Here is a 26,326-nt window from a genome sequence, read left to right as displayed (position 1 = left end):
ACTTGAGTGGAACGGACTCAAGTGTGCACGACGCCCGGCGATGGGTCAACAGACCTGAGTCGGGCGGGCTCAACTCTTATCCGTTCCTTACACGCAAGCGCCCGCTGACCTCGGAGGACACGGCTCTGCCCGCTTGCGTGGACACCGACCGGACCTGCGTGGAGACCGGTCTTCCCGCCTGCGTGGACACCGGTCGGCCCGCCGGCGGGGACGGGGGCCGGCCCGCCCGCGTGGTCAACGGTCCGCCCGCCTGTGTGGGCACGGCCCGGCGCACGTACACCGGCACGCGGAGCAGCAGCAGTACGACGACGAGTGCCCCGGCCCCCACCCAGAACACCCCGGACCGCGCGGTCCAGCCGATGTGCGTGAGCACCCCGACGAGCACCCCGGCGAACGCCCCGATGCCGGGCAGGACGATCGCGCCCTGCGGAGTGAGCCCCAGCCGCCGCAGCCGGTGGGCGATGTGGTCGGGGCCGCCGCGCGTCACCGGCCGCCCGGCCAGGCGCCGGGACAGGACCACCAGCAGCACGTCGGCGGTCGCCACCGCGGTGATCGGGAACAGCACGCCCGCGCTGTCCGCCAGCCCGTAGCCGGCCCTGGTGCACACGGCCGCCGCGGCCAGCACGAACCCGGTGAACAGCGAACCGCACGCGCCGAGGCCCACGCGCGCGGGCGGCCAGTTGTGCATGAGGAACCCGGTCAGCGCGGCGGCCAGCACGCTCAGCAGCACCGCGAGCCCGTCCATCACCTCGGCCGCCGCGCAGGCACCCACCCCGAAGGCGGTGATGACCCCGACGGTCCCGGCGAGCGCGTCGGCGTGGTCGAGCGCCTTGAAGGCGACGGAGACGAAGACGATCCAGCCCACGGCCAGCAGACCCGCGGGCACCCCGGTCTCCTGGTACGGCACCACGCAGGCCGCCGCCGCGGCCGTACCGGCGACGACGACCCGGGGCTTGACCCGCCTCAGGTCCGCGACGAGCCCGAGCAGGGCGACGGCGACCGCGGCGAGCAGCAGCCGCCCCACGCCTTCCCCGAGCGGCGCCACGCCCGTCCGCTCCCCGGCCACCGCCACCGCGCCGGTGGCGAGCACCACGGCGATGCCCCCGGCCTGCGGCACGGGCCGCTGGCGCCGTCTGCGGTCGACGATTCCCAGGCGCAGCGCGGGCACCCGGAGCAGCGCGGTGAGCACGGCTGCGAGCAGCAGGGCGGTGGTGGCGGCGACGATCCCGTAGAGCACGGATCTAAGTTAGGCGCGAATGTACCAATTTGGCATGAATAACACGATCGCATCGTCACAGACCTTCAGGCCGACCCCCGACGGCCCGTCGGGAAGAAGACCCCCGCCGGCCCCCCGCCGGACCCCGACGTCCCTTTAAGGCGACCCTCAGCGACGCAGATCACCGAGTCGCTGGCTACAGTGCGACGGAAGATGGGGGTAGTCTCGGACGGACTGATTAAGTTACCGCTTAGTAATGTCGAGGCTGTCCCTCGAACGAAACCTCGCAGGCCCGAGGAGCCCCCAAATGCAACTCGCCGCGATCATCGTGTCGCTGGTCCTGACCGTGGTCGGTGTTGCGCTGCTCGCACGCGCCATCGGCCATTTCGTCCGGTACTTCACACTGGGCCAGCCCGTACCCGCGGGCAGCAGGACCGACAACCCCTATGCCCGCAGCGTGACGCTGGTGCGTGAGTTCCTCGGCCACACGCGGATGAACCGCTGGGGCATCGTGGGCTTCGCCCACTGGTTCGTGGCGATCGGCTTCCTGACGCTGCCGCCGACCCTGGCACAGGCCTTCGGCCAGCTATTCCAGGCCGACTGGACGCTGCCGGTGATCGGCGACTGGCTGCCGTTCGAGATGTACACCGAGTTCATCGGTGTGATGACCACGATCGGCATCGTCGTACTGATCACGATCCGGCTGCTCAGCCTGCCCTCGCGCCCCGGCCGCAAGTCGCGCTTCGCGGGCTCCAAGGCGGGTCAGGCGTACTTCGTCGAGTACGTCATCCTCATCATCGGTCTGGCGATCTACCTGCTGCGCGGCCTGGAGGGCGCACTGCACCACGTGGCGAGCTACGAGGCCGGGTACTTCGCCTCGTACCCGCTGGTGGTGGCGTTCAAGGGACTGAGCGTGACGGCGCTGCAGAACCTGGTCTACCTGGTCGCGATGGTCAAGATCGGGACGTCGTTCATCTGGATGATCGTGGTGTCGCTGAACACCAACATGGGCGTGGCCTGGCACCGCTTCCTGGCCTTCCCCAACATCTGGTTCAAGCGCAACGCCGAAGGCGCCACGGCGCTCGGCGCCCTGCAGCCGATGACCTCCGGCGGGCAGCCGATCGACTTCACCGACCCGGGCGAGGACGACGTCTTCGGCGTCTCCCAGGTCGAGCAGTTCTCCTGGAAGGGCCTGCTGGACTTCTCCACCTGCACCGAGTGCGGCCGCTGCCAGTCGCAGTGCCCCGCGTGGAACACCGGCAAGCCGCTCTCCCCGAAGCTGCTGATCATGTCGCTGCGCGACCACGCGCACGCCAAGGCCCCCTACCTGCTCGCGGGCGGCGGCAAGACCATGGAGGGCGAGGAGAAGGGCTCCGAGGAGCAGCTGGCCGGTGTCCCCGCCGCCGCGCTCGCGGAGGCCGAGCGGCCGCTGATCGGCACCGCCGAGGACAACGGCGTCATCGACCCCGACGTCCTGTGGTCCTGCACCACCTGCGGCGCCTGCGTCGAGCAGTGCCCGGTCGACATCGAGCACGTCGACCACATCGTCGACATGCGCCGCTACCAGGTGATGATCGAGTCCGCGTTCCCGTCGGAGGCGGGCACGATGCTCAAGAACCTGGAGAAGAAGGGCAACCCCTGGGGCCTGGCCAAGAAGCAGCGCCTGGAGTGGCTCAAGGAGGTCGACTTCGAGGTCCCGGTCGTGGGCCGGGACCTCGAGGACCTCACCGAGGTCGAGTACCTGTACTGGGTCGGCTGCGCCGGCTCCCTGGAGGACCGCGCCAAGAAGACCACCAAGGCCTTCGCGGAGCTGCTGCACATCGCGGGCGTCAAGTTCGCGATCATGGGCGGCGACGAGAAGTGCACCGGTGACTCCGCCCGCCGCCTGGGCAACGAGCCCCTCTTCCAGGAGCTCGGCATGGAGAACGTCATGGCCCTGAACACGGCCTTCGGCGAGGAACTCGACGACGACGGCAAGGTGACCGACGAGTCCCGCAAGCCGAAGTCCGCCAAGAAGATCGTCGCCACCTGCCCGCACTGCCTCAACACCATCGGCAACGAGTACCCGCAGCTCGGCGGCGACTACGAGGTCATCCACCACACCCAGCTGCTGCAGCACCTGGTCGACGAGGGCAAGCTGGTCCCGGTCACCCCGGTCGAGGGCATCATCACCTACCACGACCCGTGCTACCTGGGCCGCCACAACAAGATCTACACCCCGCCGCGCGAGATCATCGCAGGCGTCCCCGGCCTCAGGAACGAGGAGATGCACCGCCACAAGGAGCGCGGCTTCTGCTGCGGCGCCGGCGGCGCGCGGATGTGGATGGAGGAGCGCATCGGCAAGCGCATCAACAACGAGCGCGTCGACGAGGCCCTCTCGCTCAACCCCGACATCGTCTCCACGGCCTGCCCGTTCTGCCTGGTCATGCTCACCGACTCGGTGAACGGCAAGAAGAACGACGGCCAGGCCAAGGAGTCCGTCCAGGTCGTCGACGTCGCCCAGCTCCTGCTGGAGTCGGTGAAGACGCCGGTGGACCCGGCTGGCGAGCCGGAGTCGGAGAACGCGCCGGAGCCGGAGCCGGTGAAGTAGTCCACCGTCCTGCGGCCCCACGGCCCCACGGCGCCCCCATGTCCCGACGTGGACGTGGGGGCGCCGGCGTTTCGTCCCAGCGGCCGTCGAATCCGCCGGCCGAGGGCGTCGGTGATCGGGTGGCACGGCTTGCCCGCGGGCCGGTCAGGTCAGCGGCACGGCGCTCCCGGCGGCGAGGAACGGGCGAGGAACGGACCGGGCGAGGAACGGACCGGGCGAGGAACGGACCGGGCGAGGAACGGACCGGGCGAGGAACGGACCGGGCGAGGAGCGGCCGAGGAACGGCCGAGTGCTACGCCTCCTTCGGGCCCACGTGCTGGACCACCTCGAAGGACCACAGGGTCGAACCGGTGGCCGCGGGCTTCGGCCGCTCGCCGCCCTCGCCACCGCCCTGGTGCGCCGCCCGCATCGGCCCCTCCAGCCATGCCTGGAAGGCCTGCTCGTCACGCCAGCGCGTGTACACCAGGTACTGGTCGGTCCCCTCGACCGGGCGGAGAAGTTCGAACCACTCGAACCCGTCGGAGCCCTCCACGGCGGAGGCCCGCGAGGCGAACCGCTTCTCCAGGACCTCGCGCTGCTCGGCCGGCACGGTCAGTACGTTGATCTTCACGACGCTCATGTCCCCATCCTGCCGCAATGGCCATCAGAAGAACGTGAGCAGCGGAGGTGACGCCCGGCATGGGCGCGGGCACGTCGCGGCTGCAGGTCACTCACGCGTGGAGGGGCGGTACTCCCCGGCGGTTCCGTCCCGGACTCAACCGGACGGCGTGCCCGGGGACCGGATGCCGAGCCACTGCTCGGCACCCCAGGCCTCGTACCGCTCTGCCTCGGTGAACCCCAGCTTCGCCGCCAGACGCATCGAGCGGGCGTTGGCGGTCTGGGTGGTGAGCATCACCGGCTCACCGGGAAACGCACGGGCGAGCCAGCCGAGCGCCGCCGCGCACGCCTCCGCGGCGTACCCGAATCCCCACGACCGCGGCAGGAACAGGTAGCCGAGATCGAGCTTGCCCGCGGCAGCCGGACGACCGTCCCCCGGTGTTCTCCTGAGCAGAATCTGGCCGATCATCGACCCGTCGAGATCAACGACGAAACTCCCGGGCCACCGCGCGGGCGTCCCGGGCATCTCCCGCTCAAGCTCCTCGCGCCGCCGGGGACCACCGAGGTAGGTGTGCACCTCCGGCGAGGCGTGCAGCTCGATGAACGCCGCACGGTCCCGCGTCTCGGACTCACGCAGCACGAGCCTCTCGGTCCTGATCGGCTCAGGCGGCCAGGTCACGGGTCCCAGATCGTCCATCCGCGCACGCTAACAGCCGGTCAGACCGACCCGACGGGAATCACCCGACTCCGCCCGGGTCCAAGCCCTCAGCCGCGTGCGCAACGACGTCCGCGGACCCGCCCGGCGCCGGGCCGCCGGCTGGTCTGCTGGCCGGCTGGGGTCTGCGGCCGGCTGGGGCCGACTGGGGTCTGCCGGGCTCTGCCTGGCTCTGCCGGGGTCTGCGGCCGGCTGGGGTCTGCCGGGGTCTGCGGCCGCCTGGGGTCTGCCGGGCTCTGCGGCCGCCTGGGGTCTGCCGGGCTCTGCCGGGCTCTGCGGCCGGCTGAGGCCGGCTGAGGCCGGCCGGGGCCTGCCGGCCGGCCGAGGTCTGCTGCGGTCTGCTGGCCGGCCGAGGTCTGCTGCGGTCTGCTGGCCGGCCGGCCGAACCCGGGCTGTCGCCCCGTCTCGAACACGTGCATCATTGCCCAGGGTTGTCTACGGGGCCGACGAGGAGAACGGTGCGCGGGCGAAGAGGCGGGACGTGTACGGCGGTTCTCTGCGCCGCACTGCTGCTCGCCGCCTGCGGACCCGGCGCGGAATCCGGCGCCGCCCGTCCCACCCCCGCACGCGTCGCGGACGCCCCGGCACGGCTGCCCGTCCCGCACGGCAAGGGCAGCAAGACCCCCGACGACTTCAACGGCGACGGGCACCGCGACCTCGTACTCGACGCCCTCGTGAAGGCCCAGAGCCACGCCGACGACCCGGGCATCGGCATCGTCTACGGCAGCGCGCACGGACTCGTCCCGGGCGCGCGGCAGTTGCTCAGCCCCGCGAAGTACGCCGCCCGCACCAAGGGCCGGCTCCCCGCCGTCTTCGACACGGAGGCGAGCTGCGACCTGGACAAGGACGGCTTCACGGACCTGGTCGTCTCGACCGACCCGCCCTACGACGGCCGGGGCATGCCCCCGGTCCCGCTCCAGGTCCTCTTCGGCTCCCCCGGCGGCCTGACCCGCGCGGTCGCCCTCGCCGTCCCGGCCGCCGCCCGCCTCGGCGACGACTGGCCCGACCAGCCGGTGTGCGGCGACTTCGACGGCGACGGCGCCGAGGACCTCGTCCTGCACGCCTCCGGACAGCGACTCAGCTTTCTGCGCGGCCCGTTCCACCTCTCTCCCGCGCGAACCCGCTCGGGCGGGAGCACCCGCGTGGCCGCTCCCCGCTCGGCCGGCGCCCCCGTCCCCTCCCCGGGAGAGGTCCCCACGGGCCCGGCGGCCGACGTCAACCGCGACGGCTACGACGACCTGGTGGTCCGTGCGGCGGACGGCAGGAGCAAGGCGTCCGTCGTGCTCGGCGGACCCGCAGGCCCGACCCGTACCGCGACCGCGCTGCCCGAGGGCAACGACATCGCCCTCGGCCGCTTCGGCAGGGGAGCGGCCCTGGACGCCGCGGTCGGCGGCATGGCCCGGACATCCCTGCGCTACGACCTCCCGGCCCCGACGAGCGCCACCCTCCCCTCGCCCGGCTCCATGCTGGACGCCGCCGACTTCGACGGCGACGGCCTCACCGACCTGGTCTCCAGCGGCTCACGGCTGCGCGTCTTCCGCGGCCGTGCCTCGGGCCTGTCCACGGCCGACGTGGTCACCGTCGAGCCGCCGGCCCGGGGCACGACCCGGGTGCTGTCGGTGGGCGACTTCGACGGCGACGGCAGGGCGGACCTGGTGGTACGCACGTACCGGGGCGAGACGCAGGACACCGTCGCGGTCCACCCGGGGGCGAGGAAGGGGCTGGTGGCGGCCGAGCCCTCGGTCACCTTCTCCAGTTCGGAGTTCCTGGCGGACTGACGGGCGCCGCGGGAGCAGTGTGCACAGAACCCAGGAGAGGCCTCGTGGACGCTTTAAGAGGACTCCTCGTAGACGCCTGGGAGGACGCCTCGTGGACGCCGGGGAGACGCCGGGGAGACGCCCGGGAGTCCCTAGGGGCCGGTCTGACGTCCCCTTAGGGGATGTCACAGCTCGGCAGCAAACCCCGGCCCGAACCGCCGGGCCCGCCACGCCACTCGGCGGGATCAGTTACGTTCGAAGGCGTGGCTGGATTCAGGATCGGACGCGGAGCCCGCGACAACGGAGCTCCGCCGAGGCGACCCCAACAACCCCCGTACGGACAGCAGGCTCCGCAGGGCCCGTCGTACGGCTATCCGTCTGCTCAGCAGCCGTACCGCAACGGCGGCGGCCAGTGGCAGCAGGGCGGCAGCAGCGGGTACGACGAGCCGGAGTACCTCGGCGGTCCTGGTGGCGGGTACGCACCGCAGGGCGGTCCCGACCCGTACGCGGCCGACAACCCGGGCCACACCCAGGCCTTCGCGGTCGGCGAGGACCCCTACAACCAGGGCGGCACCTACCGCGCGGGCTCGGCCCCGGCCGGCCCCGTGGGTCCCCGCCTGCACTGGAAGGACCTGCTCAGGGGCATCGTCCTGACCCCTTCGCAGACCTTCCTGCAGATGCGCGACTACACGATGTGGGGTCCGGCCCTCGTCGTGACCTTCCTCTACGGCCTGCTCGCGGTCTTCGGCTTCGACGGCGCCCGTAAGGAGGCGATCGACGCCACCCTCTCGAACGCGGTCCCGATCGTCCTGACGACGGCCGTGGCGATGGTGCTGTCGGCCTTCGTCCTGGGCGTGGTCACCCACACGCTGGCGCGCCAGCTCGGCGGCGACGGCGCCTGGCAGCCCACGGTCGGCCTCTCCATGCTGATCATGTCCCTCACGGACGCCCCGCGCCTGGTCTTCGCCATGTTCTTCGGCGGTGACGCCACCTTCGTTCAGGGTCTGGGCTGGGCGACCTGGGTCGCCGCCGGCGCCCTGCTGACCCTGATGGTCGGCCGCTCCCACGACCTTCCCTGGCCGAAGGCCCTGGGCGCCTCGGCGATCCAGCTGGTCGCCCTGCTGTCGATCGTGAAGCTGGGCACCTTCTAGCCGCGCACGTCCCGAGGCTCCCGGCGGTGCGCCGGGAGCCTCTCGTGTGTGCTTTCGTAAGTGGCGGGAGCCTTCGCGTGGGTCGGGTGCCGTTACGGCAGCGGTGTCCCCCCGGTCGCGTTGAGGATCTCCGCCGTGATGAAGCTCGCCCGGGGCGAGGCGAGGAAGACGTAGGCGGGCGCCATCTCGGCCGGCTGGGCGGGGCGTCCCAGCGGGGCCTGCTTGCCGAACTCGACCGTGTCCGGCAGCGTCGCCGGGATCAGCGGCGTCCACACCGGCCCCGGCGCCACGGCGTTCACCCGGATCCCGTCCTCCGCGACCATCTGCGCGAGCCCCTGCGTGAACGTCACGATGGCCCCCTTGGTCATCGCGTAGTCCAGCAGGTGCGGGCTGGGCTTGTAGGCCTGCACGGACGTCGAGTTGATGACGGAACCGCCCGCCGGGATGTGCGGCAGCGCCATCTTGCAGAGCCAGAACATGCCGTACAGGTTCGTCCGTACGACCCGGTCGAACTGCTCGGTGGAAATGGCCTGGATGCCGTCCGGCTGCGACATCTGGTAACCGGCGTTGTTGACCAGGACGTCGATACGGCCGAACTCGCCGACGGCCCGCTCCACCAGCGACCGGCACTCGTCCTCCAGACGGATGTCACAGGCCACGGCGACGGCCTTGCGCCCGGTGTCCTCGACGAGACGGGTGGTCTCGGCGGCGTCCTTCTCCTCCTCGGGCAGGTACGTGAACATCACGTCGGCGCCCTCGCGGGCGTACGCCAGCGCCACGGCCCGCCCGATGCCGGAGTCGCCGCCGGTCACCAGCGCCTTCTTGTCGCGCAGCAGCCCGCTGCCCTCGTAGGAGTCCTCACCGTGGTCGGGCGGCGGGTCCATCGGCCCGGTCCAGCCCGGATGCGCCTGGTCCTGGTCCGGGAACTCGGGGCGGGGGTGCTTCCGGGTGGGGTCGTCGCTCACGTCTGCCTCCTGCTGCTCTTCGCTCCTGTCGCTCTTCGACGGGACCGCTCGCTCTTCGACGGGACCGCCGAGTACCCAGAAGCACGGGGACGAACGTGAACGAAGAGGACGGTGACGACCATGGACCGAAATGGATGAACGACCCATGAGCGGAAGCCTGGCCCCCAACCGTCGGCACCGGGCGCGTCGGGCATGGCCGCCTTCACCACCCCCGGCGAGCCGACCGCGCTGGCCACCACCGCCCGCCGCGGCCTGTACGTGCGCTGGTCACTCGGGCCGGCACGGGATGTGTCCGGCATGTCCAGTACGGGCGACCTCACCGGCGTACCGATGCCCGGCCTCTCCTCGAGCCCGCTCGACGTCGAGGCATGGCGGGGCAACAGGCCCACCGCAACAGGCCCACCCGCGGCCCGATGAACCGGAACGGCACGACCGGCGGCTGACGGCAGGACCGGCGGCTGACGAGGTCAGACGGCTTCCCGGTTCACCTTGGGCGCCTCACCGGTCCGGTGGACGGGAGGCAAGACAGACCACGGAAAGTTGATCCACTCATCGGTCCGCTTCCACACGTACTCGCACTTCACCAGCGACTGCGACTTCTCGTAGATGACGGCGGAGCGCACCTCGGCGACGGTGTCGAGGCAGAAGTCGCGCACGAGCTTCAGCGTCTTGCCCGTGTCGGCGACGTCGTCGGTGATGAGCACCTTCTTGTCGGAGAAGTCGATGACGTTGGGGACGGGGGCGAGCATGACCGGCATCTCGAGGGTGGTGCCCACGCCGGTGTAGAACTCGACGTTCACCAGGTGGATGTTCTTGCAGTCGAGGGCGTAGGCGAGCCCGCCCGCGACGAAGACGCCGCCGCGGGCGATGCTGAGCACGATGTCCGGCTCGTACCCGTCGTCGGCGATGGTCTGCGCGAGCTGGCGCACGGCGGTCCCGAACGCCTCGTAGGTCAGGTTCTCCCGTACGTCGCTCATGCCGCCGCGCCCTCAGACCTGGGTCCGGTGGAAGTTGAGGTAGGAGCGGGAGGCGGTGGGCCCGCGCTGTCCCTGGTAGCGGGAGCCGTACCGCTCGCTGCCGTAGGGGAACTCGGCCGGCGAGGTGAGCCGGAACATGCACAGCTGCCCGATCTTCATGCCGGGCCAGAGCTTGATGGGCAGGGTGGCGAGGTTGGAGAGCTCCAGCGTGACGTGTCCGGAGAAACCGGGGTCGATGAACCCGGCGGTGGAGTGGGTGACGAGTCCGAGCCGGCCGAGGGAGCTCTTGCCCTCGAGGCGGGAGGCGAGGTCGTCGGGAAGCGTGATGACCTCGTACGTGCTGGCGAGGACGAACTCCCCGGGATGCAGGATGAAGGGCTCGTCGCCCTCGGGCTCCACGCACCGCGTGAGATCGACCTGCTCGACGGACGGATCGATGTGCGGGTACTTGTGGTTCTCGAAGACCCGGAAGTACCGGTCCAGGCGCACGTCGACACTCGACGGCTGCACCATGGATGCGTCGTAGGGATCGATCACCACTCGCCCGGCGTCGATCTCGGCCCGGATGTCCTTGTCTGAGAGAAGCACGCCCCGAGGATACGCAAGGCGCGCGGACCGGCCACAACCGCGCCGCCCGCGCGCCCGCTCATGCTGTGTTCGCGATGCCTCTAATGCTTCTCGAGACCGACCGGCACCACACTGCGGAGCCGGGCGCAGCGTGGACACCGGACGAGCCGGTGGGGGCCGAGCCGCTCGGCCTGCTGCATCGGGAACGAAGCGGTGCTGAACACGTGCCCATCGGCACAGCGGACGACGGTGCGCTCCATCAAGTCCAAGAGTCCCTTCCCCAAGAGCCGCGTCTGGCTACTGCTCACCTGACGACAAATGCCACATTACGGGATTAAAGGAACGGCCCTCCAGGCGGCACTCCGGCCTCGCCCGGGCCCTCTCCCACTCCTCCACCGTACGCCCCAACTCCCGCCCGTCGCAGCAGCATCGCCGCCCGCAACGCACCTCGGCCCCACGGCTTCAGCGCCGGGGGCCGAGTATGAGGTAAAGTGAGGTTGCATTCGGGCACCGGCTCCGACCGGCGTCCTGCGCGGGTGTAGTTTAATGGTAGAACATCAGCTTCCCAAGCTGAGAGCGCGAGTTCGATTCTCGTCACCCGCTCCAGAATGAAACCCCAGGTCATTAGCCTGGGGTTTATTTGTTGTCTAGACCAATTCGAGGGTCGCGTGCCCTCCGTGTGCCCTAAGTCGAGGCAATGCGGCACACAAGAGGGCCTCAAGAGGCAGAGGCGGCAGACGTGACGCACAGTCGTCCCGAATGGCGAGACGCATTTCTGTGACCTGCGCCACTCACTGCTGCCAACTGCTTGAAGTCGCTTACGCAAAGCGATGATTGACCTAGCTACTGACTGCGTCGGTGTTCTTCGGAGAGGGCTGCGCGGATCTGCTGCAACGTCGGTGGGGCGCTGACGCGGCAGGAGAGGCTCGGTGGCTGCCCTGGAGGGGAGAAGGGGTCTCTGCCGTCCACGAGGAGCGTGGGCGAGCCGTGCATTCCGGCGCGCTCGGCCTGCTGGGGTTCGGTGATCTCGCGCCAGGTGAGAGTGACGTCGGGGCGGACTTCGAGGGCTTCGTCCAGGCGTGCGCGCAGAAGGGACGTGTGCGGGCAGTCCGGGACGGCCAGCACGGTCAATTCCATGGTGTGCCTCCACTGGTGTACCGGCGTCAGCCAGCCGCGTCAGTCAGGCGGGGCAGGTCCAGGACCGTGATGCGGCCGCGGGAGAGACGGAGCAGGCCGCGGTCGGCGAAGTCGTGCAGCACTTTGGTGCAGGTTTCGCGGGAGGTGCCGGCGAGGGCGGCGAGCTGCTCGTGGGTGAGGCTGATCTGGGGGTGGCGGACGCCGGGGCGGAGGCGGACCGTCGTGGTGCCGTCACGGGCGGCGAGCGTGGCCAGGGTGGTGGCGAGGCGCTGGGGTACGGACTTGAAGACGCTGTCGGACAGGCGCTGTTCGAGATCGGCCAGACGACGGCCCAGGATCTCCGTGATCCTGGCGGCGATCCGGGCGTCGGAGAGCAGGAACTTGTGTACGTCGGCACGGCTCATCACACAGACGGTGACATCGTCGAGGGCCTCGGCGAAGTTGTCGTACATGCGCTGACCGAGCAGGGCCATCTCACCGAAGATGGTGCCGGGGCTGATGATCGCGCAGGTCAGGGCCCGGCCGTCGGCGGAGACCCGGAAAATGCGGACCCGGCCCCGCTTGAGGATGAACAGCACCTCGGACGGCTGCTGCGGGCTATGCAGGATCTCTCCGGCCGAGTACGTCTTCATCGGGGCCGCCGTGGCGATGGCGTCCATCTCCGCGTCGCTGAGGTCGCGGAAGATGTCCACCTCGGAGATGCACCAGGTGCGCTCCGGGGCTTCGGTGTCGTCGTCGCGGTCGATCATGTGGTGGGGCTCCTCGCGTCGCCCCGGCGCCCAGGGCGGGGGCGCGGCGCCCCAGACAGGGGCGGCCAGGGCGTCGGTGTCCTCGGTCAGACAGTACGACAATGGGCCGTCGCCGGCGACGCCGCCGCGCTGGGCGGCGGCCCGCGACGAGGGCGGGGTCGGTGTCATCGGGCGGTCGAGCGGGTGCGCCCGCCCGTCGCCCGCGCGATGGCGGCGTAGGTCAGGCCCGCGAGCAGTCCGAACACGAGGTGGCCGCCGAGGCTGGAGCTGGTCACGTCGTTCCAGTCGAAGACCGGCATGCCCATGTTCGCGGGCATGATCCACAGGGCGCCGAGCACCCACCACACCGCACCGTAGGCCAGTCCGAGGACTGCGGCGGGCACGAGTTTCCAGGCGAACTCGCCCAGCAGAACACCGAAGCCGACGCCCGCGAAGAGCGCGATACCCAGGTGGATCAGCCAGCCGACGACGGCGTTGGTGGAGCCGAGCAGCCCGGCCACCATGGTGATCATCGCGGTGTCCGCCATGGGCCGCGACACCGACATCCAGATGCCGAACCCGATGCCTCCGACCAGTCCGGCCGCCACACCGTAGAGCGCGTGGACCGGGATGAGGGCGGTGATGGGGGAAACACGCAAGGTGGTGGTCATCGTGAGGTCATCTCCTGCTGTCGAAGGTCGTCTCACGCTCGACGCTAGAAGGGGTGCGGGGTGCGGGGTGCGGGTACGTAAGCGTGCTTACCTACCGGCCGGTAGGCCGTGACAGCCCCTACTTGTCGCGCGCCTTCTCCGCGAGGAGGAGGCCGTAGCCGAGCACCCCCTCGGCGACAGCTGCGCGTGCTGCGGCCAGCACGGCCGGGGCAGCCTCCCAGTCGACGCCGGTGTCGGCGAGCCTGGTCGCGGCCGTCAGGCGCAGCAGGTTCAGGCGTGCCTCGACCTGGTCGATCATGCGGGTCATGGCCTCGTCGTGGCGCTCGGTGCGGACGGTACGCAGTCCGACGACGGACAGGAGGGCGGCGTACTCGTCGAGGGGGCGAGCATCGGCGATGCAGGCGATACGAGCCGCCACGCCGGTCAGCTCGGGTGGGAGCCGGTCGGGGGCGGCGGTGACATCCGTGATGCCGACCTGCCCGCCCGGCCGCAGGACACGCGCGAACTCGGCGGCGGCCTTCGCCTTGTCGGGGAAGGTGCACAGTGCGCACTCGCACACCACAACGTCGAACACGGCGTCCGGGAAAGGCAGTTGCTCGGCGTCACCGGTGGTGAAGGAGACCCGCTCGGCGAGGCCGGCCGCTGCTGCGGCGCCCTGGGCGAGGGCGGTGTTGGCCGGGGCGTAGTCCACGCCGTCCACGCGGCAGCCGTAGCCGTCGGCGAGGAGCAGGGCGGTGGTGCCGCGCCCGGAGGCGATGTCCAGGACCCGGTGGTCCTGTGCGAGCCCCAGACCGTCGGCGAGGCGCCGGGTGAGGGCGGTGCCGCCAGGATGGTAGGAGTCGCCGAGGAGCAGGGCGACGGCGTCCGAGGAGTACGCGGCGGCGCAGCACGCCTTGAGGTCGTCATCGGTGGTCATCGTCGTCCGTCGCCTTCCGTGTGGCGGTCTTCGAGCCGTAAGGGGTGTCGGTGAGGTCGTCGGCGAGCGGCAGGGCGTTCGGCACGACCTGCGCGACGGGGACGCCGGAAAGAGCCGCACGGACCTGTTCGCGGTAGCCGACGGAGTTGTACGCGCAGAACGGGATCAGTCGGCCGTCCGGGGTGATCTCCTCCACGCAGCACTTCATCAGCTGCTTGACGTTGAGGGCGTAGGGGTCCTGGAAGTCCTGTACGACGATCATGAACGCCTTGTCGTTCAGATCCCGCACCGCCGCCGGCAGGTCGATGCCGCAGGCGTCCTCGCAGTCCAGGGCCTCGGCGGTGGCCCGTAGCTTCTCCTCCGTCGTCTCCGTGCCCATGAACGCCGAGGCCGACCAGAGCTTCTCCAGCGCCTCGCGGATCCCGGCGTCGGGCAGCACGCGGTTGGTGACGTAGTCGAGGTAGTCCTCGACCTGGAGCATGCGTGGGATGGGTACCACGGTCCGGTTGCCAGGGTCTCCGTCCACCAGCAGGTAGGTGACCGAGCGGCAGGTCGGGAAGCAGCACGGGACCGGGAAGAAGTCACCTCTCTTGAACCAGCCCGGCAGTTGCTCGCCGATGAGGCGGACCACGTCCGGGTTCGTCAGCCGGTTCAGCGGATCGAAGGGAACGTGCCGGCCGGAGTGGGTGACCGGCTGGAACGCGACCGACCGCACCGCCGGGTGGTCGATGCCGTACTCGATGATCGCGCCCAACTCGTGCCCGTTGAGGCCGTGTTCGACGGCGGCGACCAGGGTTACGGTCAGTCCTGCCTCGGCGCAGCTGTCGAGCGCCCGCTGCTTGATCGTCCGTAGATCCCGGCCCCGGATCTCGCGATGGGTGCGCTCGTCGAAGCCGTCGAACTGGAGGTAGATGTTCACCGAACGGCCCGGCACCTGGTTGCGTTTGCCGAGTTGGGCGACGAAGTGGTGGTCGGTGGCCAGGCGGATGCCGTTGGTGTTGAGGGTGACGTTCTTGATCGGGCGGGCCTGGGCGAGGTCGATGAAGTCGAGGATGTGCTTGTGGATGGTGGGCTCCCCGCCGGAGAACATCACCACCTCCGCCTCGCCCTCCGACGCCACGAAGGTGTCCAGCATCGTCTCGCACTGCTCATAGGTGATGGAGTAGCCGTCGGGCTGGTGGCCGGAGTCGGCGAAGCAGATCGGGCAGTCCAGATTGCAGCCGGTGTTGACCTCGATGACCCCCAGGCAGGCGTGCTGCTTGTGTTCCGGGCACAGCCCGCAGTCACTCGGGCAGCCGTCACGCACCTCGGTCTGGAAGGTGAGCGGGATGGTGCCGGGCTTGTTGAAGCGGGTCGAGGCCAGGTACTCCTCCGCGTCGCTGTAGACGAGGGCCTCGAACTCCCCGTGCTCGCGGCAGCGCTTGCGCAGATAGACCTTGCCCGCTCGGATGTTGACCTGCGCGTCGACGGGCGTCTTGCACAGCGGGCAGATCGACTTGGTGAACTCGACGAACACCTCGTCCCTGTCCTGCTTCCTCGGTGTGGTCGTCATCGGGCCTCCAGCGTGAGGTGGGTGGAGTGTCGTCGGGCGCCGCGCAGCAGTACGACGGCGTAGAGCAGGGCCAGCCCTTCCTGCACCAGAACGAACCAACCGAGCCGCTGGGTGAGGTGTTCGCCGAAACAGCCGCAGTTGTCCACCGTCAGCCCACGTGCGTACGCCTGCACGGCGAGCGCGCTCCACGTCAGTGACACGACTGTGTACGCCCACACCGGTGCGATCGCCATGGACCGGGGGCGGGTCAGGAACCACAGCCCGCACGTCAGCTCCCCGACGATCAGCAGTACGGCCAGGACGGCCGCCGTCGTGCCGTGCACCAGGTCGTACGCGCCGAGGACGGTCGGCATCCGGGCGAGGGAGGCGAGCTGGCCGACGGCCATCACCATGTAGATCGCCCCGAGCACGAGTCGCAGCACCATGCCTGGGACGCTATGAGCACCACCGCAGCGAGGACTGTAAGCGCGCTCACCGACTCGACCCTGCTGCCCGGCGCTCGGCCTCGGCCTTGACGGAGGCGAGCGACGCGGCGACCGTGTCCTCCCACCGTGTGGCCACCGCCGCGCCCCACCACTGGCCCAGACGCCACAGGTCCGTCCCCATTTGCCCCTCGTACAGCAGGCGTGTCCCCGCCTCGTGCTCGCTCAACACGAAGGACTCGGTCACCTGCGGCACCGGCCCGCGCACCAGCCGGAAGTCGACCCGCTCCGGGCGGGTGAAACGCACGGTCTCCACCGTGACGGCCGTCAGCCGCCCGCCCGCGACGGGGGTGTAGTGCTCGGCCAGCACCAGGTCGCTGCCGCGTTCGAGGACGTTCACCTTTTCCCTCATCGCGCGCGGTGTACGGCCCAGATACGGCCGCGCCACGACGTCGAAGACCACCTCACGGGAAGCGGCGATGTCCACACTCCGCGGGCCCAGCGGGCGGGTGCGCCTGCCCACTCCGAGGTCGACGGGCAGCGCCCCCGTCACCAGTCCCAGGTACCCGGCGGCCAGCCCACCACCGGCTGCCGCCACCACCGCCGATCGCCGCAACCACACCACGAGCAGCACTCCCTGTCGTCCACGTTGCTCTGGGCTTCTCCGACCACGACGCTACGACCGACCCGTCGGCGCATCGGTGAGCGCGCTCACGTTTCTTGACGGCCGGCTTCCATAAGGTGGGCCCGGTCGGCGTCGGCGAACGCGCGGAAGGACCGATCAAGGTGTCCCTGTCAGATCTGCCCAGCAGTCGCGCCGCGACGGACGCCCTGCTGCGCATGCTGCGACAGGACCACTGGAGACCTCGCGCCCTCGGGCGGTTCCTGTCGGCGGCAGCCCGCCGGTCCGTACGGCAGGCATCCCTCCGTCCCCGGGCGCTCGCCGAGGCCACTGCCGTGCACAGCGTCCTCCTCGTGCTCGCACGAGATCGCGCAGGGCAGCGATGGGTCCTGACCAGTTGGACCCTGGTCGTCCTGCATCTGGGGCTACTGGAGCACCGCGACCGGCTCGCGCCGGCCGACGCCCTCTCTCTGGTCCGGGGAAATCTCCCTGCCACTGCCCTGGGGGCGCGCCGCTGGTCGGGCCTGGTAGCCATCGCACTCGATCTGGCCGACGGTCATCTGGCCCGCCGCCTGACCACGGTGACCCCCTTCGGTGACTACGCCGACTCCCTGGCCGACGCCGCGTACTGGACCTGGCTGGCGATCCGGTACGAGCCCAGCCGAACGCTGCGGGTAGCGGCCGTCGCCGCCTGGACCGTGCCGGTCGCGGCGATGACCGCCGTCGGCATCAGCCGGGGCGCCATGCCCGACCGGCCCCGCCCAAGCCTGCTGCGCCCTGCGGCCGCTCTTCAGGCCCTCATCGGCCTGCGCCGGCTCCGGCGGGTTCACCCCAGCGCCTCTCCCTACCGTCCTGCGTCTGCTCAACCTGGGCTCCGTGCAGGAAGGCGACATGGTTCTTGATCTTCTGGGCGGACGGGCTGGGGGGCGTACCGTGCATGGTGCTCGTCTACCTCGCGGGGCGGCGAGTGCCACGACTAGACGCTGGCCGCGGACGATGATCTCGACGGTGATCGCTTACAGACCATCGCGCGCCCCTGACCGCCCACAACAGCGGCGCACTGGACCACCAACACTCTCTCCGCGCACAGGCCAACGCGAGGATGAATGCCCTCACCGGCATCACGGACCGCACCCTGGTCATCAACCTACGGCCCGACTGCGACATCGTCCTCCCGGAGATCGTGACCCCTGAGGCGGAGCGCGCCCTGGAGGTCATGGCCCGGATCACGCCGTACCCGAACGGCTCCCCGGCCTGGAATGACTACCGAGCGCGGTTCCTTGAGCGCTACAGCATGGGCGCCATCGTCCCCTTGCGTGACCTCACCGACCCGGACACCGGACTCGGCTTTCCAGTCGGCTACCGCGGGACGGTCCTGAAGCGCCCAGTGCTGGCCACGACCCGCCGCGACGAACACCTTCTCGCCCTCGCCCAACACGCAGCCCTCAACGACCAGCGCGAGATCGTCCTCAGCGAGGAAGACATCCAGGTGCTGTCCCTCGGCGAGCCCGACCAGGTTCCCGCGCACGTCGAACTGTGCTTCACCGTGCTGTCGCCCTCCCTGAAGGACCTGGAGCGCTGCCGGTTCGCCCTGAGCACGGCCGGGCTCTCCCTCGCGGCCGGCACGACTACCGGCCGCTTCCTGACCATGCTGGAGCGACCCGACAAGGAGCGGATGACCGCCGCGTACGCCGACCTGCCGACGCTCACCGCCGGCGCCATCCGAGGCCAGGTCTCCAGCCCGCCGCTGCGGCTGCCGACGTACAACGTCGCACGCGCCCCGGCTGTCGTACCGAACGTGCTGTCCCTCAGCGAGCACAACCCGCACGCCACCCTCGACCTGGATGACCTCGGCGTCGTCGCCGACTCCCAGTGCCTGTACCTGGTGCAGCTTGCCACCGGCCAGCTCATCGAGCCGTCGGTCATGAACGCCGTGGAACTCGCCAACGCCACTCACCCACTGGTCCGCTTCGTGTGCGAACTACACCGCTCACACGCCGCGGTCCTGCTGCCCTTCGCCTGGGGCGCGGCAGCCCAACTGCCGTTCCTGCCCGAAGTGCGCGTCGGCCGCACCATCCTGTCCGCCGCGTGCTGGCGACTTCGCGCCCGAGACCTCGGCGGGGACAACTGGGCCTTCCGCGTCACCGACTGGCGCATCCGCTACGGCGTGCCGCGCACCGTCTACGTCGGCAGCGACGACCAACGGCTGCGCCTGGACCTCGACCTCCCCGCCCACGTCCAACTCCTTGAGGCCGAGCTGGACCGAAACGGAACGGTGGTGCTGCACGAGGCGCCTCCGGAGAGCGCGTTCGGCTGGGTGGGACGCGCGCATGAGATCACCGTGCCCTTCGCCGCCGACCAGCCGCCCACCCCCACGCCCATCTCCCGGACCGCGACCGTGGTGAGCCGCACCTCCGGCCGGATACCGGGCGCGAGCGAGTGGGCGTACCTCAAGCTGTACGGCAACGCCGACCGCGCGCCGGAGGTGCTGACCACCCACCTGCCGCGGTTGCTGAGCGGCTGGGGAGCCGAGGAGCCGGACTGGTGGTTCACCCGCTACGCCGACCCCGACTGCCACCTGCGACTGCGGCTCCGCCTGCCTGGCCCACACGCTCTCGGCGATGCCGCACAGCGCGTCGCCGCGTGGGCGAGCGAGCTACGCGCCGAGGGCCTGATCCAACGCGTGCAATGGGACACCGACGAGCCGGAGACCGGCCGCTACGGCACCGGCACCGTCCTGAAGGCCGCCGAACGACTCTTCGCCGCCGACTCCGCCGCCGCCCTCGCGCAGATGGCCCTGCCCATCCCCGATCAGCTGCTGCCTGCCGTCACCGCCACCAGCTTTGTGGACATCGCCGACGCCTTCCTCGGCTCACCCGCAGACAGCCGGGCATGGCTCGCGACCAACCTCCTGAAGAACGACGGCACCCCCGCACCCCGTGACGTACTCACCACGGCCATCCGTCTCAGCACCCCGGACCCCGACCACGCCGCCCTGCGGTGCCTGCCCGACGGCGCCTACGTCGGCACAACGTGGGCTCTGCGCCGAGGCGCCCTGGCCACCTACCGCCAGGCCCTCGATGCGAGCGGCGCCGACCCAGCCGCCGTACTGCCATCCCTGCTGCACATGCACCACAACCGCACCGCCGGCATCGACCCCGACGGCGAAGCCACCTGCCGCCGCCTCGCCCGCGCCGCCGCACTGTGCTGGATCACCCGCACCGAAGGAGCCTCGCGGTGACCACCCGCCCCACCCGCGCCCGAGGCCGACCTGGCCACCCGGCAGTCCCTCGCGCACGGCCCTCTCGGCATCACCCTGCTCCACATCGAACGAGCCCGGCGCCGGCTCGCCCCATGGCAGTCCGTACACCGGCAACTCGCCGCCGTCGGCACCCTGATCGACGGAGACGATGCCAGCCTGTTCCTCGGCGCACCCGCAATGACGTACGTCCTGCACCTGGCCGCCGCCGACAGCGACCGCTACATCGGAGCCCTGCACGCGCTGGACGACATCGTCGCCGCACACACCCGCCGCCGCCTCGCCGCTGCCCACGCGCGCATCGACCAGGGCCACTACGCCGACTTCGCCGAGTACGACCTGTTCCGCGGCCTGACCGGGCTCGGTGCCCTCCTGCTGCACCGCCGGCCGGTCGACTGCGCTCGCGTCGTCCGCCGCCGCGCGAAGGGGATGACCGTCGCCGATGTCGCGTAAGGCCATCGAGGATGCCCGCGTCTTCGCCCGGCAGGTCTTTCGGCAGCAGGCTGCTGCGTGCCGGTCAGTCGGAGCCATGACACCCACATACCCGCGCCGGCATCGGGTGCGAGAGGGTCAGGTAAGTCGCCGTCCCATCTTCGCCGACTGCCGGTTGTGTCCCTTCGTGTCCCACCACTCTTCCAGATGAGCATGGACGAGGTGCACGAGCTGCCGCAGTCGGTCGGGAGGGGGCGCGGGCGAGGTGAGCACATCCACCCAGGACTTGTCGTCCCAGGGGAGGGCGACCACCCAACGTTCATCCGGGTGGCCATGGCGGCCTACCGTCAGCCAGTACGTCAACGTCGCGCTGCGGTCTGGATGGTGTTCGACCGACATCTTGGTGACGTCGAAACGTAGTCCGTCAGCGGTGACGTACGAGCGACTCAGGGCCTGCTCGGCTGGTGTCTGTTCCTCCATAGGGGGCAACCACCCTCTTTCATCTCGGCCCACGCCCCGACACCGCGTTCAGCAGCGAGCAGCACCGGCGACGGCCGGCTGATCGACCTTGTACGCCGTCAGGAGGTCGTTGGTCCCGGCCGGAGTACCGATGATCGTGCGGAACTTCTCCACCCGCGGGCACTGATTGAGGTAGGTAGAGTAACCACCGCGGCCATTGGGGTCCCCGGACCAGATGGCAGCGTCTATCTTCCGGTCCATCGTGCTGTTCCAGCCGTGCCGCGCCTTGATGTGCTTCCAGCCCCACGTGCTGGTACCACAGCGCAGGGTGAAGAACTGGGGCCCTCGGTAGTACTTCTTCAGGATGTAGGTGCGGCTGTGGCTCCTGCACTTGGCATCAAAGCTGTCGGCCCGTGCTGTGACACTCTGCCCGGATGCGTGGGACGCGGCGGACGCGGAACCGGCTGCCGGGATCAGCAGGGCCGATATGACGGCAGTAGCAGACAGTGCTGCCTTGACGGAAGTGTTGTGAAGCATGTGTTCCCCTCTGTTCTCCCCGTGGTCAGCGGGGAGTTGGTGTGAAGCGCCTCATTGGTGACGCTGCTTCAACGTTTCATCGCTGACTGCACACCGTCAATCTCAATACTTGTCAGGCTGTCAAGGCGCAGGAATCACAGCACCGGCCAGGCCAGCCCCTCACATCACACCGGCACCTGCGGCTTCGCCGCCGACGGCTTTCCCTCGGACTGCCCCTCCGCGGCCGCTGCTGTCCGATCGCCCTGGGCGTGGCCCTGCCCGGTCTCTTCCACGGGGGCCAGTACCTCACCGACCAGTGAGCGGGCGATGACCCACTCCTGTTAGTCCCGCTCAGTCAGGCCCGGATTGATCCGGTGGTCGATGGTCACCCGGATGAGCCGGCGTCTGGCCCGGCCACGGGCCGCCGGCCGACGCTGAATGCCCCGGACGTCTCCTGCACCAGCCACCCGCGCTCCGCCAGACGCCGGGCCTTCGAGCGCACCCCCTCGACCTTCGCCGACGTTGTCTCCAAGCCCAGCCGAAGGGTGATCTCCCTGGCCTTCAGCGGCCCCTGGCCCGCGGGCTGCCGCTCCTCCAGCACGCCCAGAATCCGCTGGTAGTCCGGCGCCAGCACCGTCACCGGCAGGCCTTTGAGCCACGGCGGCACGATCGAGCCCGGCACCGGCGCGGGCGAGGACACGGTTTCCGCCTCCGCCTCGGCCTCGGTCACGGCGGTGGTCTCGGCAGCCGAGGCCGCCAGGGCCTCCACCAGCTCCTCCCGCGCGATCACCCGCCGGTCCAGCTCGATCTCCGCGGCCTCCAACACCCCAGCCAGCCGCGCGACTTCCTCCCGCAGTCCTTCCACCCGCACCCGGGCCGCCGTCTCCCGCTCCTCCAGCATTCCCAGCACCGACGCCATCGCGCACCCCTCGACCACGGAGCCGAAACAAGACGCCGCATGCCTCCCTCATTCCGAGCTAGACCATGCCTGGCCAGCGGAAATCAAGCGATCACGTTCGGTTGGGATACGGCTTCTCAGGTCGGCGGCCTGGGGCTTACTTCTCTGGGGAGCCGTCGCCGCCGTCCGACGAGTACTCCCGTACTCCCGAGATCGGGCACGCAGAGGGCACGAGCGCCTTACCAGGCACCCCCATCACGTCGCAGCGTGACGCCGACCCGCGCTTTCGCGTCACTGAGGTGGAATCGAGCCCTCAGTCCACCGCCCTTGGGAGGTTGCGGACACCCGTCCCGCACGCGCTTGGTTGCGGGCGGCACACAAGTCCCTTGCAGGAGCGGGCACTTGCCCCTCCAGGCGCCTGTCAGAGCGGGAGGTCATCGGGGAGCACCCGGAACGCCTTGTGATGGCCCAACGGGCGTACCGCCCGGAAGCCCCGACGGTCGAGGGTGAGGATCGCGTCCGTGTCGTAGTCGGCGGCGAGCGCCACGTTCACCGCGTCGGCGAGGTCGAGGTCCAGTGCCCGGTAGCGGACCCGGACAGACTGGGCGGCGCCCAGATGGTCCTCCGTGATCTCCGGCATGACGACACGCCCCCGGCTCATCCAACGCCTCAGGTCGTCAACCGCACCGAGGGCAGCCTCCCTGCCGAGCTCACGCGTCGCCACGTGATCCAGTTCGGCCAGCAGGAGCGGCGACATGACCAGCAGGCCCGCCGCCATGATCGCCTCATTCGCCGCCCGGTGTTCCGGATGAGCCGAGTCCAAAGCTGCCAGAAGTCCGGACGTATCGGCGATGACAATGATCACGCGGCGGATCCGGAATCCAAGCCGGCCTCATGCCGGACGGCCTCGGCGACCGCGTCGCGGACCTCCGCCGTGGACAGCGTGCGCCCCGGCCCCTCGAAAGTGCGGGAGAACAGCGGCTCGTCCCAGACCCTGTTCGCCATGGCCGCGAGATGGATGCCTTGGCGGATGATCTCGGCCTCGCTCACACCTCGGCGCTTGGCGGCCTCCTTGATGATCGCCAGGTCCTCGGGGTCGGCGTAGACGTTGGTGCGCTTCATGGACATGTACCAAGAGTAGTCCATGTGTCGGAATGATGTATCCTCACCTTTCCCGTGCCCCTGCCGAGGACAGCCCAGCACACCTCCCAGGCCGCGTCCCGGTGCCAGACTGGTCCTGGAGAGAGGGGTACTCCATGGGGTTCGGTTTCCGTGTCGGTGTGCCTGGGATGAGGGTGCGAGTCTCCACTCGTGGAGTGCGCACCTCGATCGGGCCACGTGCGGCGAGGCTCAGCGTGGGCAGCGGCGGCGCCAGGATGTCGACCGGACTCGGCCCCTTCTACGCGTCGAGTTCCCTCAGCGGCAATCGACGGGGCACCCATACACGGCGTACGACACGGTCTCGTACGGTCGCCCCGTCGGCCGCGCAACTGGACCGGACACGACGTCAGGCGGAGCGGGCTCAGCAGGAGGCGGAACGCGATGCCGCCATCGCTCAGTTGCGCGAGCTGAGGCGGCAGATGACCAGCGTTCACCTGGACCGGTTCCCCGCTGCGCATCCGCCCGTCATCCCAGACGCGTGAACGCCTTCTCCCGCAGAGTCAGGCCAGGCAGTCCCAGCGTATGTTCGCCGGCCTCGACCGCCATCCGGCCGAATTCTTGGTCGAGGGCCACGACCCGTTCCACGGGCAACCCGCTCGTCATGCCCACGCTCCGTCCGTGTCTGTTTGGCGGGCGCCGAACTGCCGCGGCAACCCCAGCGTGTGCAGGAACAGCATGTCCATCACACGGTCGGGCGCCAGGCGCCCGAGGCGGGTGAGTAGCTTGGCGTGCCCGCCGACCGGGTAGCGGGTCCTCGGCCGTCGGTCGGTCAGCGCGCGCACTACGGCCCGTGCGATCACCTCCGGCGGACTGCCCTGCCGGTCATGGCCGGCCGCGATGCGGTCGATCGCCTGCCCGAAGGGCTCTGCGTAGTCGGACCGCCCGGCGGGCGTGAAGGATTCGGCGATCGCACGCCGACCGCTGCCCACGAGTTTGCCGGGCGCGTCGCTCTTGGTGGCCCCTGGCTCGACCAGCGCCACGTGGACACCCCAGGGCCGCAACTCCATGCGCAGGGCGTCGGTGACCGAGACCAGGGCGTGCTTGGCTGCGGTCACCGGGCCCAGGAACGGCAGCGTGATGCGGCCGCCCTCGGAGCCGACGTTGACGATCCGCCCCCGCGCCCGCTTGACCATCGGCAGGAACGCCTGGGTGACTGCCAGCTGACCGGTCACGTTGACCTCAAGGTGGCGGCGGAACTCCTCCAGAGGGACGAGTTCCATCGGCCACGGCGCCCCGATGCCGGCATTGTTGACCAGTCCGGCCAACCCCGCGCCGCCAGTCGACTCCTCCACGTCCCTCGCCGTCCGCGCAATGAGCTCCGGGTCGGTCACATCGATGATCAGCGGGGTGATTCGCCCACCCGATCCGGCTCGCAGTGCCTCGCCGTCGGAGTTGCTGCGCACCCCGGCGAAAACGTCGAATCCCCTGCCCGCCAGGGCAAGGGCCGCCGCGCGACCGATTCCCGAGGACGTTCCTGTGATCATCACTGCCGTTGGCATGTAGCACCTCCTGCTACCAGCAAATAATTCATCACTGTTGAACTCAGCGTAGAGGAGTTCAACGGAACCGGGCAAGAAGAATTCAACGTCGATGAACTACGCTGGCCCGGTGGACCGAACCGACACTGGACAGGCCGGCCGCCCTCGACGGCCAGGCGGCCGCAGGCCAGGCACGACGCAGACCCGCGAAGCGATCCTCACCGCGGCCCAACACGCCTTCGCAGAGCACGGATACGACGCCACCACGATCCGGCGCATCGCCGACTCCGCGCGCGTCGACCCCGCCCTCGTACTGCACTTCTTCGGCAGCAAGAACGAGCTCTTCGCCACAGCTCTCCGGGTCAACCCCCCGACCAGCGGCCTTGTCGCGCTGGCCCGCAACGGCGACCCGGCCGACCTCGGCCAACGCCTCACCCGGCGATACCTCGAACTCTGGGAGGAACCCGAGACCGGCAACCGGCTGCTGGCCATCGTGCGCGGCGCCTCCGCGGCCCCCAGCGCGTCAGCCATGATCGCCACGTTCATGACCGACGAGGTCATGCTGCCCATCGCCGAGAGCATCGGCAGCGAGCAACCCGAACTGCGCGCCAACCTCACCGGAGCCCAACTCCTGGGCATCGCCACGGCCCGATACGTGCTGCGCGTCGAGCCGCTCGCCTCACTGGACCGGAACGCCCTGATCGCCTGCCTGGCACCCGTCGTCCAGCACTACCTCACCGGCGATCTGGGCACCACGCCCCTTACATGTTGCAGCCAGGAGCGTGGGGTCGGTATCGAGTAGTCGACCGTGGCGGCTGAGGTTGCGCGAGCTCATCCGCGCCCGGCGCGCAAGGTCCTCCACCGTCAGCGGCTGGTCGAGGCGCTCCACGGCCCACGGAAACAGGGCGGCAAGCGGGTGATCGTCCCGGGCGGGCACCGGCGTGGTGACGAACTGGGCCTGGCCGCCGGCGCGGTGTGGCGGCACGACCAGCCGGCGAGCGGCGGCGTTGGCGACGGACGAGCCGTGATCGAGGCGGACGAGGTGCAGGCACAGGTCCAGCGCGGCGGCCTTGCCTGCGGACGTGAGCACGCTGCCGCTGTCCACGTAGAGCACGTCCGGGTCGACCTCCACCCCGGGATGGCGGGCGGCCAGGGCGTCGGTGTGCGCCCAATGCGTGGTCGCGCGCTTGCCGTCCAGCAAGCCTGCCGCGGCCAGCACGAAGGCGCCCGTGCACAGGGAGGCCACGCGCGCCCCCGCCTCGTGGGCAGCGCGCACCGCGTCCACCAGGTCGATGGGCGGGTCCTCGTCGATGTCGGCCCAGCCGGGGACGATCACGGTGTCGGCGCTCCGGAGCCGGTCGAGCCCGTGGTCGGGCTCCAGCCAGAACCGGCCGAACCGCACGGCGTCCGCTCCGCAGACGTCAAGGTCGTACCAGGGGCCCGCCACTCCGGCCGGGGCGGCGCCGAAGGCCTCGTAGGCCAAGGACAGTTCGAAGTGCAGCACCCCGTCGGTGACCGCCAGCGAGACAGAACTCATGTC

28 protein-coding genes, 1 tRNA gene and 2 pseudogenes are annotated in these 26,326 nt (G+C 70.2%); 10 read left to right on the top strand and 21 right to left on the bottom strand.

Annotated elements, in window-relative coordinates:
• Positions 1-76: 76 nt before the first annotated feature.
• Positions 77-1,237, bottom strand: a complete 1,161-nt coding sequence (locus ACJ9NR_RS21120) for an MraY family glycosyltransferase (protein WP_412493764.1) — start codon at positions 1,235-1,237, stop codon at positions 77-79.
• Positions 1,238-1,523: 286 nt separating this feature from the next.
• On the opposite strand from ACJ9NR_RS21120, the gene ACJ9NR_RS21115 reads away from it, so the two are divergent.
• Entirely contained in the window at positions 1,524-3,806 is a 2,283-nt protein-coding gene (locus ACJ9NR_RS21115; RefSeq protein ID WP_412493765.1) for a (Fe-S)-binding protein, read from the top strand.
• A 292-nt stretch (positions 3,807-4,098) separates the two neighbouring features.
• On the opposite strand, the gene ACJ9NR_RS21110 is transcribed toward ACJ9NR_RS21115, so the two are convergent.
• Together ACJ9NR_RS21110 and ACJ9NR_RS21105 are read right to left on the bottom strand one after the other, a co-directional pair.
• Positions 4,099-4,425, bottom strand: a complete 327-nt coding sequence (locus ACJ9NR_RS21110) for an antibiotic biosynthesis monooxygenase family protein (protein ID WP_412493766.1) — start codon at positions 4,423-4,425, stop codon at positions 4,099-4,101.
• Positions 4,426-4,560: 135 nt separating this feature from the next.
• Positions 4,561-5,100 (bottom strand): GNAT family N-acetyltransferase, encoded by a 540-nt coding sequence (locus ACJ9NR_RS21105; RefSeq protein WP_412493767.1) that lies wholly within the window; start codon positions 5,098-5,100, stop codon positions 4,561-4,563.
• Between the two features lie 476 nt (positions 5,101-5,576).
• Between ACJ9NR_RS21105 and ACJ9NR_RS21100 the strand changes: the two genes are divergently transcribed.
• Positions 5,577-6,896: an FG-GAP repeat domain-containing protein gene (locus ACJ9NR_RS21100; RefSeq protein ID WP_412493768.1), complete on the top strand. Its 1,320-nt coding sequence runs from the start codon at positions 5,577-5,579 to the stop codon at positions 6,894-6,896.
• A 161-nt stretch (positions 6,897-7,057) separates the two neighbouring features.
• Positions 7,058-8,026: a Yip1 family protein gene (locus tag ACJ9NR_RS21095; protein ID WP_412493769.1), complete on the top strand. Its 969-nt coding sequence runs from the start codon at positions 7,058-7,060 to the stop codon at positions 8,024-8,026.
• 92 nt (positions 8,027-8,118) lie between these two features.
• On the opposite strand, the gene ACJ9NR_RS21090 is transcribed toward ACJ9NR_RS21095, so the two are convergent.
• Positions 8,119-8,991, bottom strand: a complete 873-nt coding sequence (locus tag ACJ9NR_RS21090; RefSeq protein WP_412493770.1) for an SDR family oxidoreductase — start codon at positions 8,989-8,991, stop codon at positions 8,119-8,121.
• A gap of 192 nt (positions 8,992-9,183) precedes the next feature.
• On the opposite strand from ACJ9NR_RS21090, the gene ACJ9NR_RS21085 reads away from it, so the two are divergent.
• Positions 9,184-9,408 carry a DUF6098 family protein gene (locus tag ACJ9NR_RS21085; RefSeq protein ID WP_412493771.1) on the top strand — a complete coding sequence of 75 codons (225 nt, stop codon included), beginning with the start codon at positions 9,184-9,186 and terminating at the stop codon, positions 9,406-9,408.
• 50 nt (positions 9,409-9,458) lie between these two features.
• Here the strand turns inward: ACJ9NR_RS21085 and ACJ9NR_RS21080 are convergent, their stop codons facing one another.
• Both ACJ9NR_RS21080 and dcd read right to left on the bottom strand, forming a co-directional pair.
• Complete coding sequence (locus tag ACJ9NR_RS21080; protein WP_412493772.1) at positions 9,459-9,968, bottom strand: phosphoribosyltransferase; 510 nt, start codon at positions 9,966-9,968, stop codon at positions 9,459-9,461.
• Between the two features lie 12 nt (positions 9,969-9,980).
• The gene (dcd, locus tag ACJ9NR_RS21075) at positions 9,981-10,556 is read right to left on the bottom strand and encodes a dCTP deaminase (RefSeq protein ID WP_412493773.1); all 576 of its coding nucleotides are present in this window, start codon (positions 10,554-10,556) and stop codon (positions 9,981-9,983) included.
• A 511-nt stretch (positions 10,557-11,067) separates the two neighbouring features.
• Between dcd and ACJ9NR_RS21070 the strand changes: the two genes are divergently transcribed.
• Positions 11,068-11,141: transfer RNA gene (locus ACJ9NR_RS21070), tRNA-Gly, on the top strand.
• 237 nt (positions 11,142-11,378) lie between these two features.
• Here ACJ9NR_RS21070 and ACJ9NR_RS21065 read toward each other — a convergent pair.
• From ACJ9NR_RS21065 to ACJ9NR_RS21035, 7 genes are all read right to left on the bottom strand, one after another.
• Positions 11,379-11,672 (bottom strand): hypothetical protein, encoded by a 294-nt coding sequence (locus ACJ9NR_RS21065; protein WP_412493774.1) that lies wholly within the window; start codon positions 11,670-11,672, stop codon positions 11,379-11,381.
• 26 nt (positions 11,673-11,698) lie between these two features.
• Complete coding sequence (locus ACJ9NR_RS21060; RefSeq protein WP_412493775.1) at positions 11,699-12,589, bottom strand: Crp/Fnr family transcriptional regulator; 891 nt, start codon at positions 12,587-12,589, stop codon at positions 11,699-11,701.
• Positions 12,586-13,071 (bottom strand): hypothetical protein, encoded by a 486-nt coding sequence (locus ACJ9NR_RS21055; protein ID WP_412493776.1) that lies wholly within the window; start codon positions 13,069-13,071, stop codon positions 12,586-12,588. The genes ACJ9NR_RS21060 and ACJ9NR_RS21055 overlap by 4 nt, the downstream gene beginning before the upstream one ends.
• Positions 13,072-13,189: 118 nt before the next feature.
• On the bottom strand, positions 13,190-13,987 hold the full coding sequence (locus ACJ9NR_RS21050; protein WP_412493777.1) for a class I SAM-dependent methyltransferase: 798 nt from the start codon (positions 13,985-13,987) through the stop codon (positions 13,190-13,192).
• Positions 13,974-15,539: a radical SAM protein gene (locus ACJ9NR_RS21045; protein WP_412493778.1), complete on the bottom strand. Its 1,566-nt coding sequence runs from the start codon at positions 15,537-15,539 to the stop codon at positions 13,974-13,976. Before ACJ9NR_RS21045 ends, ACJ9NR_RS21050 begins: the two co-directional genes overlap by 14 nt.
• Positions 15,536-15,964 carry a MauE/DoxX family redox-associated membrane protein gene (locus ACJ9NR_RS21040; RefSeq protein ID WP_412493779.1) on the bottom strand — a complete coding sequence of 143 codons (429 nt, stop codon included), beginning with the start codon at positions 15,962-15,964 and terminating at the stop codon, positions 15,536-15,538. Before ACJ9NR_RS21040 ends, ACJ9NR_RS21045 begins: the two co-directional genes overlap by 4 nt.
• 46 nt (positions 15,965-16,010) lie before the next feature.
• The gene (locus ACJ9NR_RS21035; RefSeq protein ID WP_412493780.1) at positions 16,011-16,586 is read right to left on the bottom strand and encodes an SRPBCC family protein; all 576 of its coding nucleotides are present in this window, start codon (positions 16,584-16,586) and stop codon (positions 16,011-16,013) included.
• A gap of 161 nt (positions 16,587-16,747) precedes the next feature.
• Between ACJ9NR_RS21035 and ACJ9NR_RS21030 the strand changes: the two genes are divergently transcribed.
• The 4 genes and pseudogenes from ACJ9NR_RS21030 (at position 16,748) to ACJ9NR_RS21015 (ending at position 20,295) form a co-directional block, all read left to right on the top strand.
• Positions 16,748-17,485, top strand: a complete 738-nt coding sequence (locus tag ACJ9NR_RS21030; protein WP_412493781.1) for a CDP-alcohol phosphatidyltransferase family protein — start codon at positions 16,748-16,750, stop codon at positions 17,483-17,485.
• A 125-nt stretch (positions 17,486-17,610) separates the two neighbouring features.
• Positions 17,611-18,819: pseudogene (locus tag ACJ9NR_RS21025) on the top strand (lantibiotic dehydratase family protein); the annotation flags it as partial.
• 39 nt (positions 18,820-18,858) lie between these two features.
• Entirely contained in the window at positions 18,859-19,824 is a 966-nt protein-coding gene (locus tag ACJ9NR_RS21020; RefSeq protein WP_412512770.1) for a thiopeptide-type bacteriocin biosynthesis protein, read from the top strand.
• Between the two features lie 30 nt (positions 19,825-19,854).
• On the top strand, positions 19,855-20,295 hold the full coding sequence (locus ACJ9NR_RS21015; RefSeq protein ID WP_412493824.1) for a lanthionine synthetase LanC family protein: 441 nt from the start codon (positions 19,855-19,857) through the stop codon (positions 20,293-20,295).
• Between the two features lie 117 nt (positions 20,296-20,412).
• Here the strand turns inward: ACJ9NR_RS21015 and ACJ9NR_RS21010 are convergent, their stop codons facing one another.
• The 7 genes from ACJ9NR_RS21010 to ACJ9NR_RS20980 all read right to left on the bottom strand — a co-directional run bounded on the left by ACJ9NR_RS21010 (position 20,413) and on the right by ACJ9NR_RS20980 (position 24,807).
• Positions 20,413-20,754: a hypothetical protein gene (locus ACJ9NR_RS21010; protein ID WP_412493782.1), complete on the bottom strand. Its 342-nt coding sequence runs from the start codon at positions 20,752-20,754 to the stop codon at positions 20,413-20,415.
• A 48-nt stretch (positions 20,755-20,802) separates the two neighbouring features.
• The gene (locus ACJ9NR_RS21005) at positions 20,803-21,270 is read right to left on the bottom strand and encodes a hypothetical protein (protein ID WP_412493783.1); all 468 of its coding nucleotides are present in this window, start codon (positions 21,268-21,270) and stop codon (positions 20,803-20,805) included.
• A gap of 364 nt (positions 21,271-21,634) precedes the next feature.
• Positions 21,635-22,168: a hypothetical protein gene (locus tag ACJ9NR_RS21000; protein ID WP_412493784.1), complete on the bottom strand. Its 534-nt coding sequence runs from the start codon at positions 22,166-22,168 to the stop codon at positions 21,635-21,637.
• A gap of 400 nt (positions 22,169-22,568) precedes the next feature.
• Positions 22,569-23,012, bottom strand: coding sequence for a PIN domain-containing protein (locus tag ACJ9NR_RS20995; RefSeq protein ID WP_412493785.1), 444 nt, complete (start codon positions 23,010-23,012; stop codon positions 22,569-22,571).
• Positions 23,009-23,275, bottom strand: coding sequence for a ribbon-helix-helix domain-containing protein (locus ACJ9NR_RS20990; protein ID WP_412493786.1), 267 nt, complete (start codon positions 23,273-23,275; stop codon positions 23,009-23,011). Before ACJ9NR_RS20990 ends, ACJ9NR_RS20995 begins: the two co-directional genes overlap by 4 nt.
• A 498-nt stretch (positions 23,276-23,773) precedes the next feature.
• Positions 23,774-23,911 (bottom strand): hypothetical protein, encoded by a 138-nt coding sequence (locus ACJ9NR_RS20985; protein ID WP_412493787.1) that lies wholly within the window; start codon positions 23,909-23,911, stop codon positions 23,774-23,776.
• Complete coding sequence (locus ACJ9NR_RS20980) at positions 23,908-24,807, bottom strand: SDR family NAD(P)-dependent oxidoreductase (protein WP_412493788.1); 900 nt, start codon at positions 24,805-24,807, stop codon at positions 23,908-23,910. Before ACJ9NR_RS20980 ends, ACJ9NR_RS20985 begins: the two co-directional genes overlap by 4 nt.
• A 91-nt stretch (positions 24,808-24,898) precedes the next feature.
• On the opposite strand from ACJ9NR_RS20980, the pseudogene ACJ9NR_RS20975 reads away from it, so the two are divergent.
• Positions 24,899-25,462, top strand: a pseudogene (locus ACJ9NR_RS20975) (TetR/AcrR family transcriptional regulator); the annotation flags it as partial.
• Positions 25,463-25,465: 3 nt separating this feature from the next.
• Here the strand turns inward: ACJ9NR_RS20975 and ACJ9NR_RS20970 are convergent.
• A complete protein-coding gene (locus ACJ9NR_RS20970; RefSeq protein WP_412493789.1) occupies positions 25,466-26,323 on the bottom strand; it encodes a DJ-1/PfpI family protein in 858 nt (285 codons plus the stop codon).
• Between the last annotated feature and the right edge of the window lie 3 nt (positions 26,324-26,326).

Origin of the sequence: Streptomyces sediminimaris (assembly GCF_047049295.1) — a bacterium.
In the GTDB taxonomy this organism is placed as follows: domain Bacteria; phylum Actinomycetota; class Actinomycetes; order Streptomycetales; family Streptomycetaceae; genus Streptomyces; species Streptomyces sediminimaris.
Note: the sequence above shows the minus strand (reverse complement) of the source record. Positions and strands in the feature narration are given on the sequence as shown.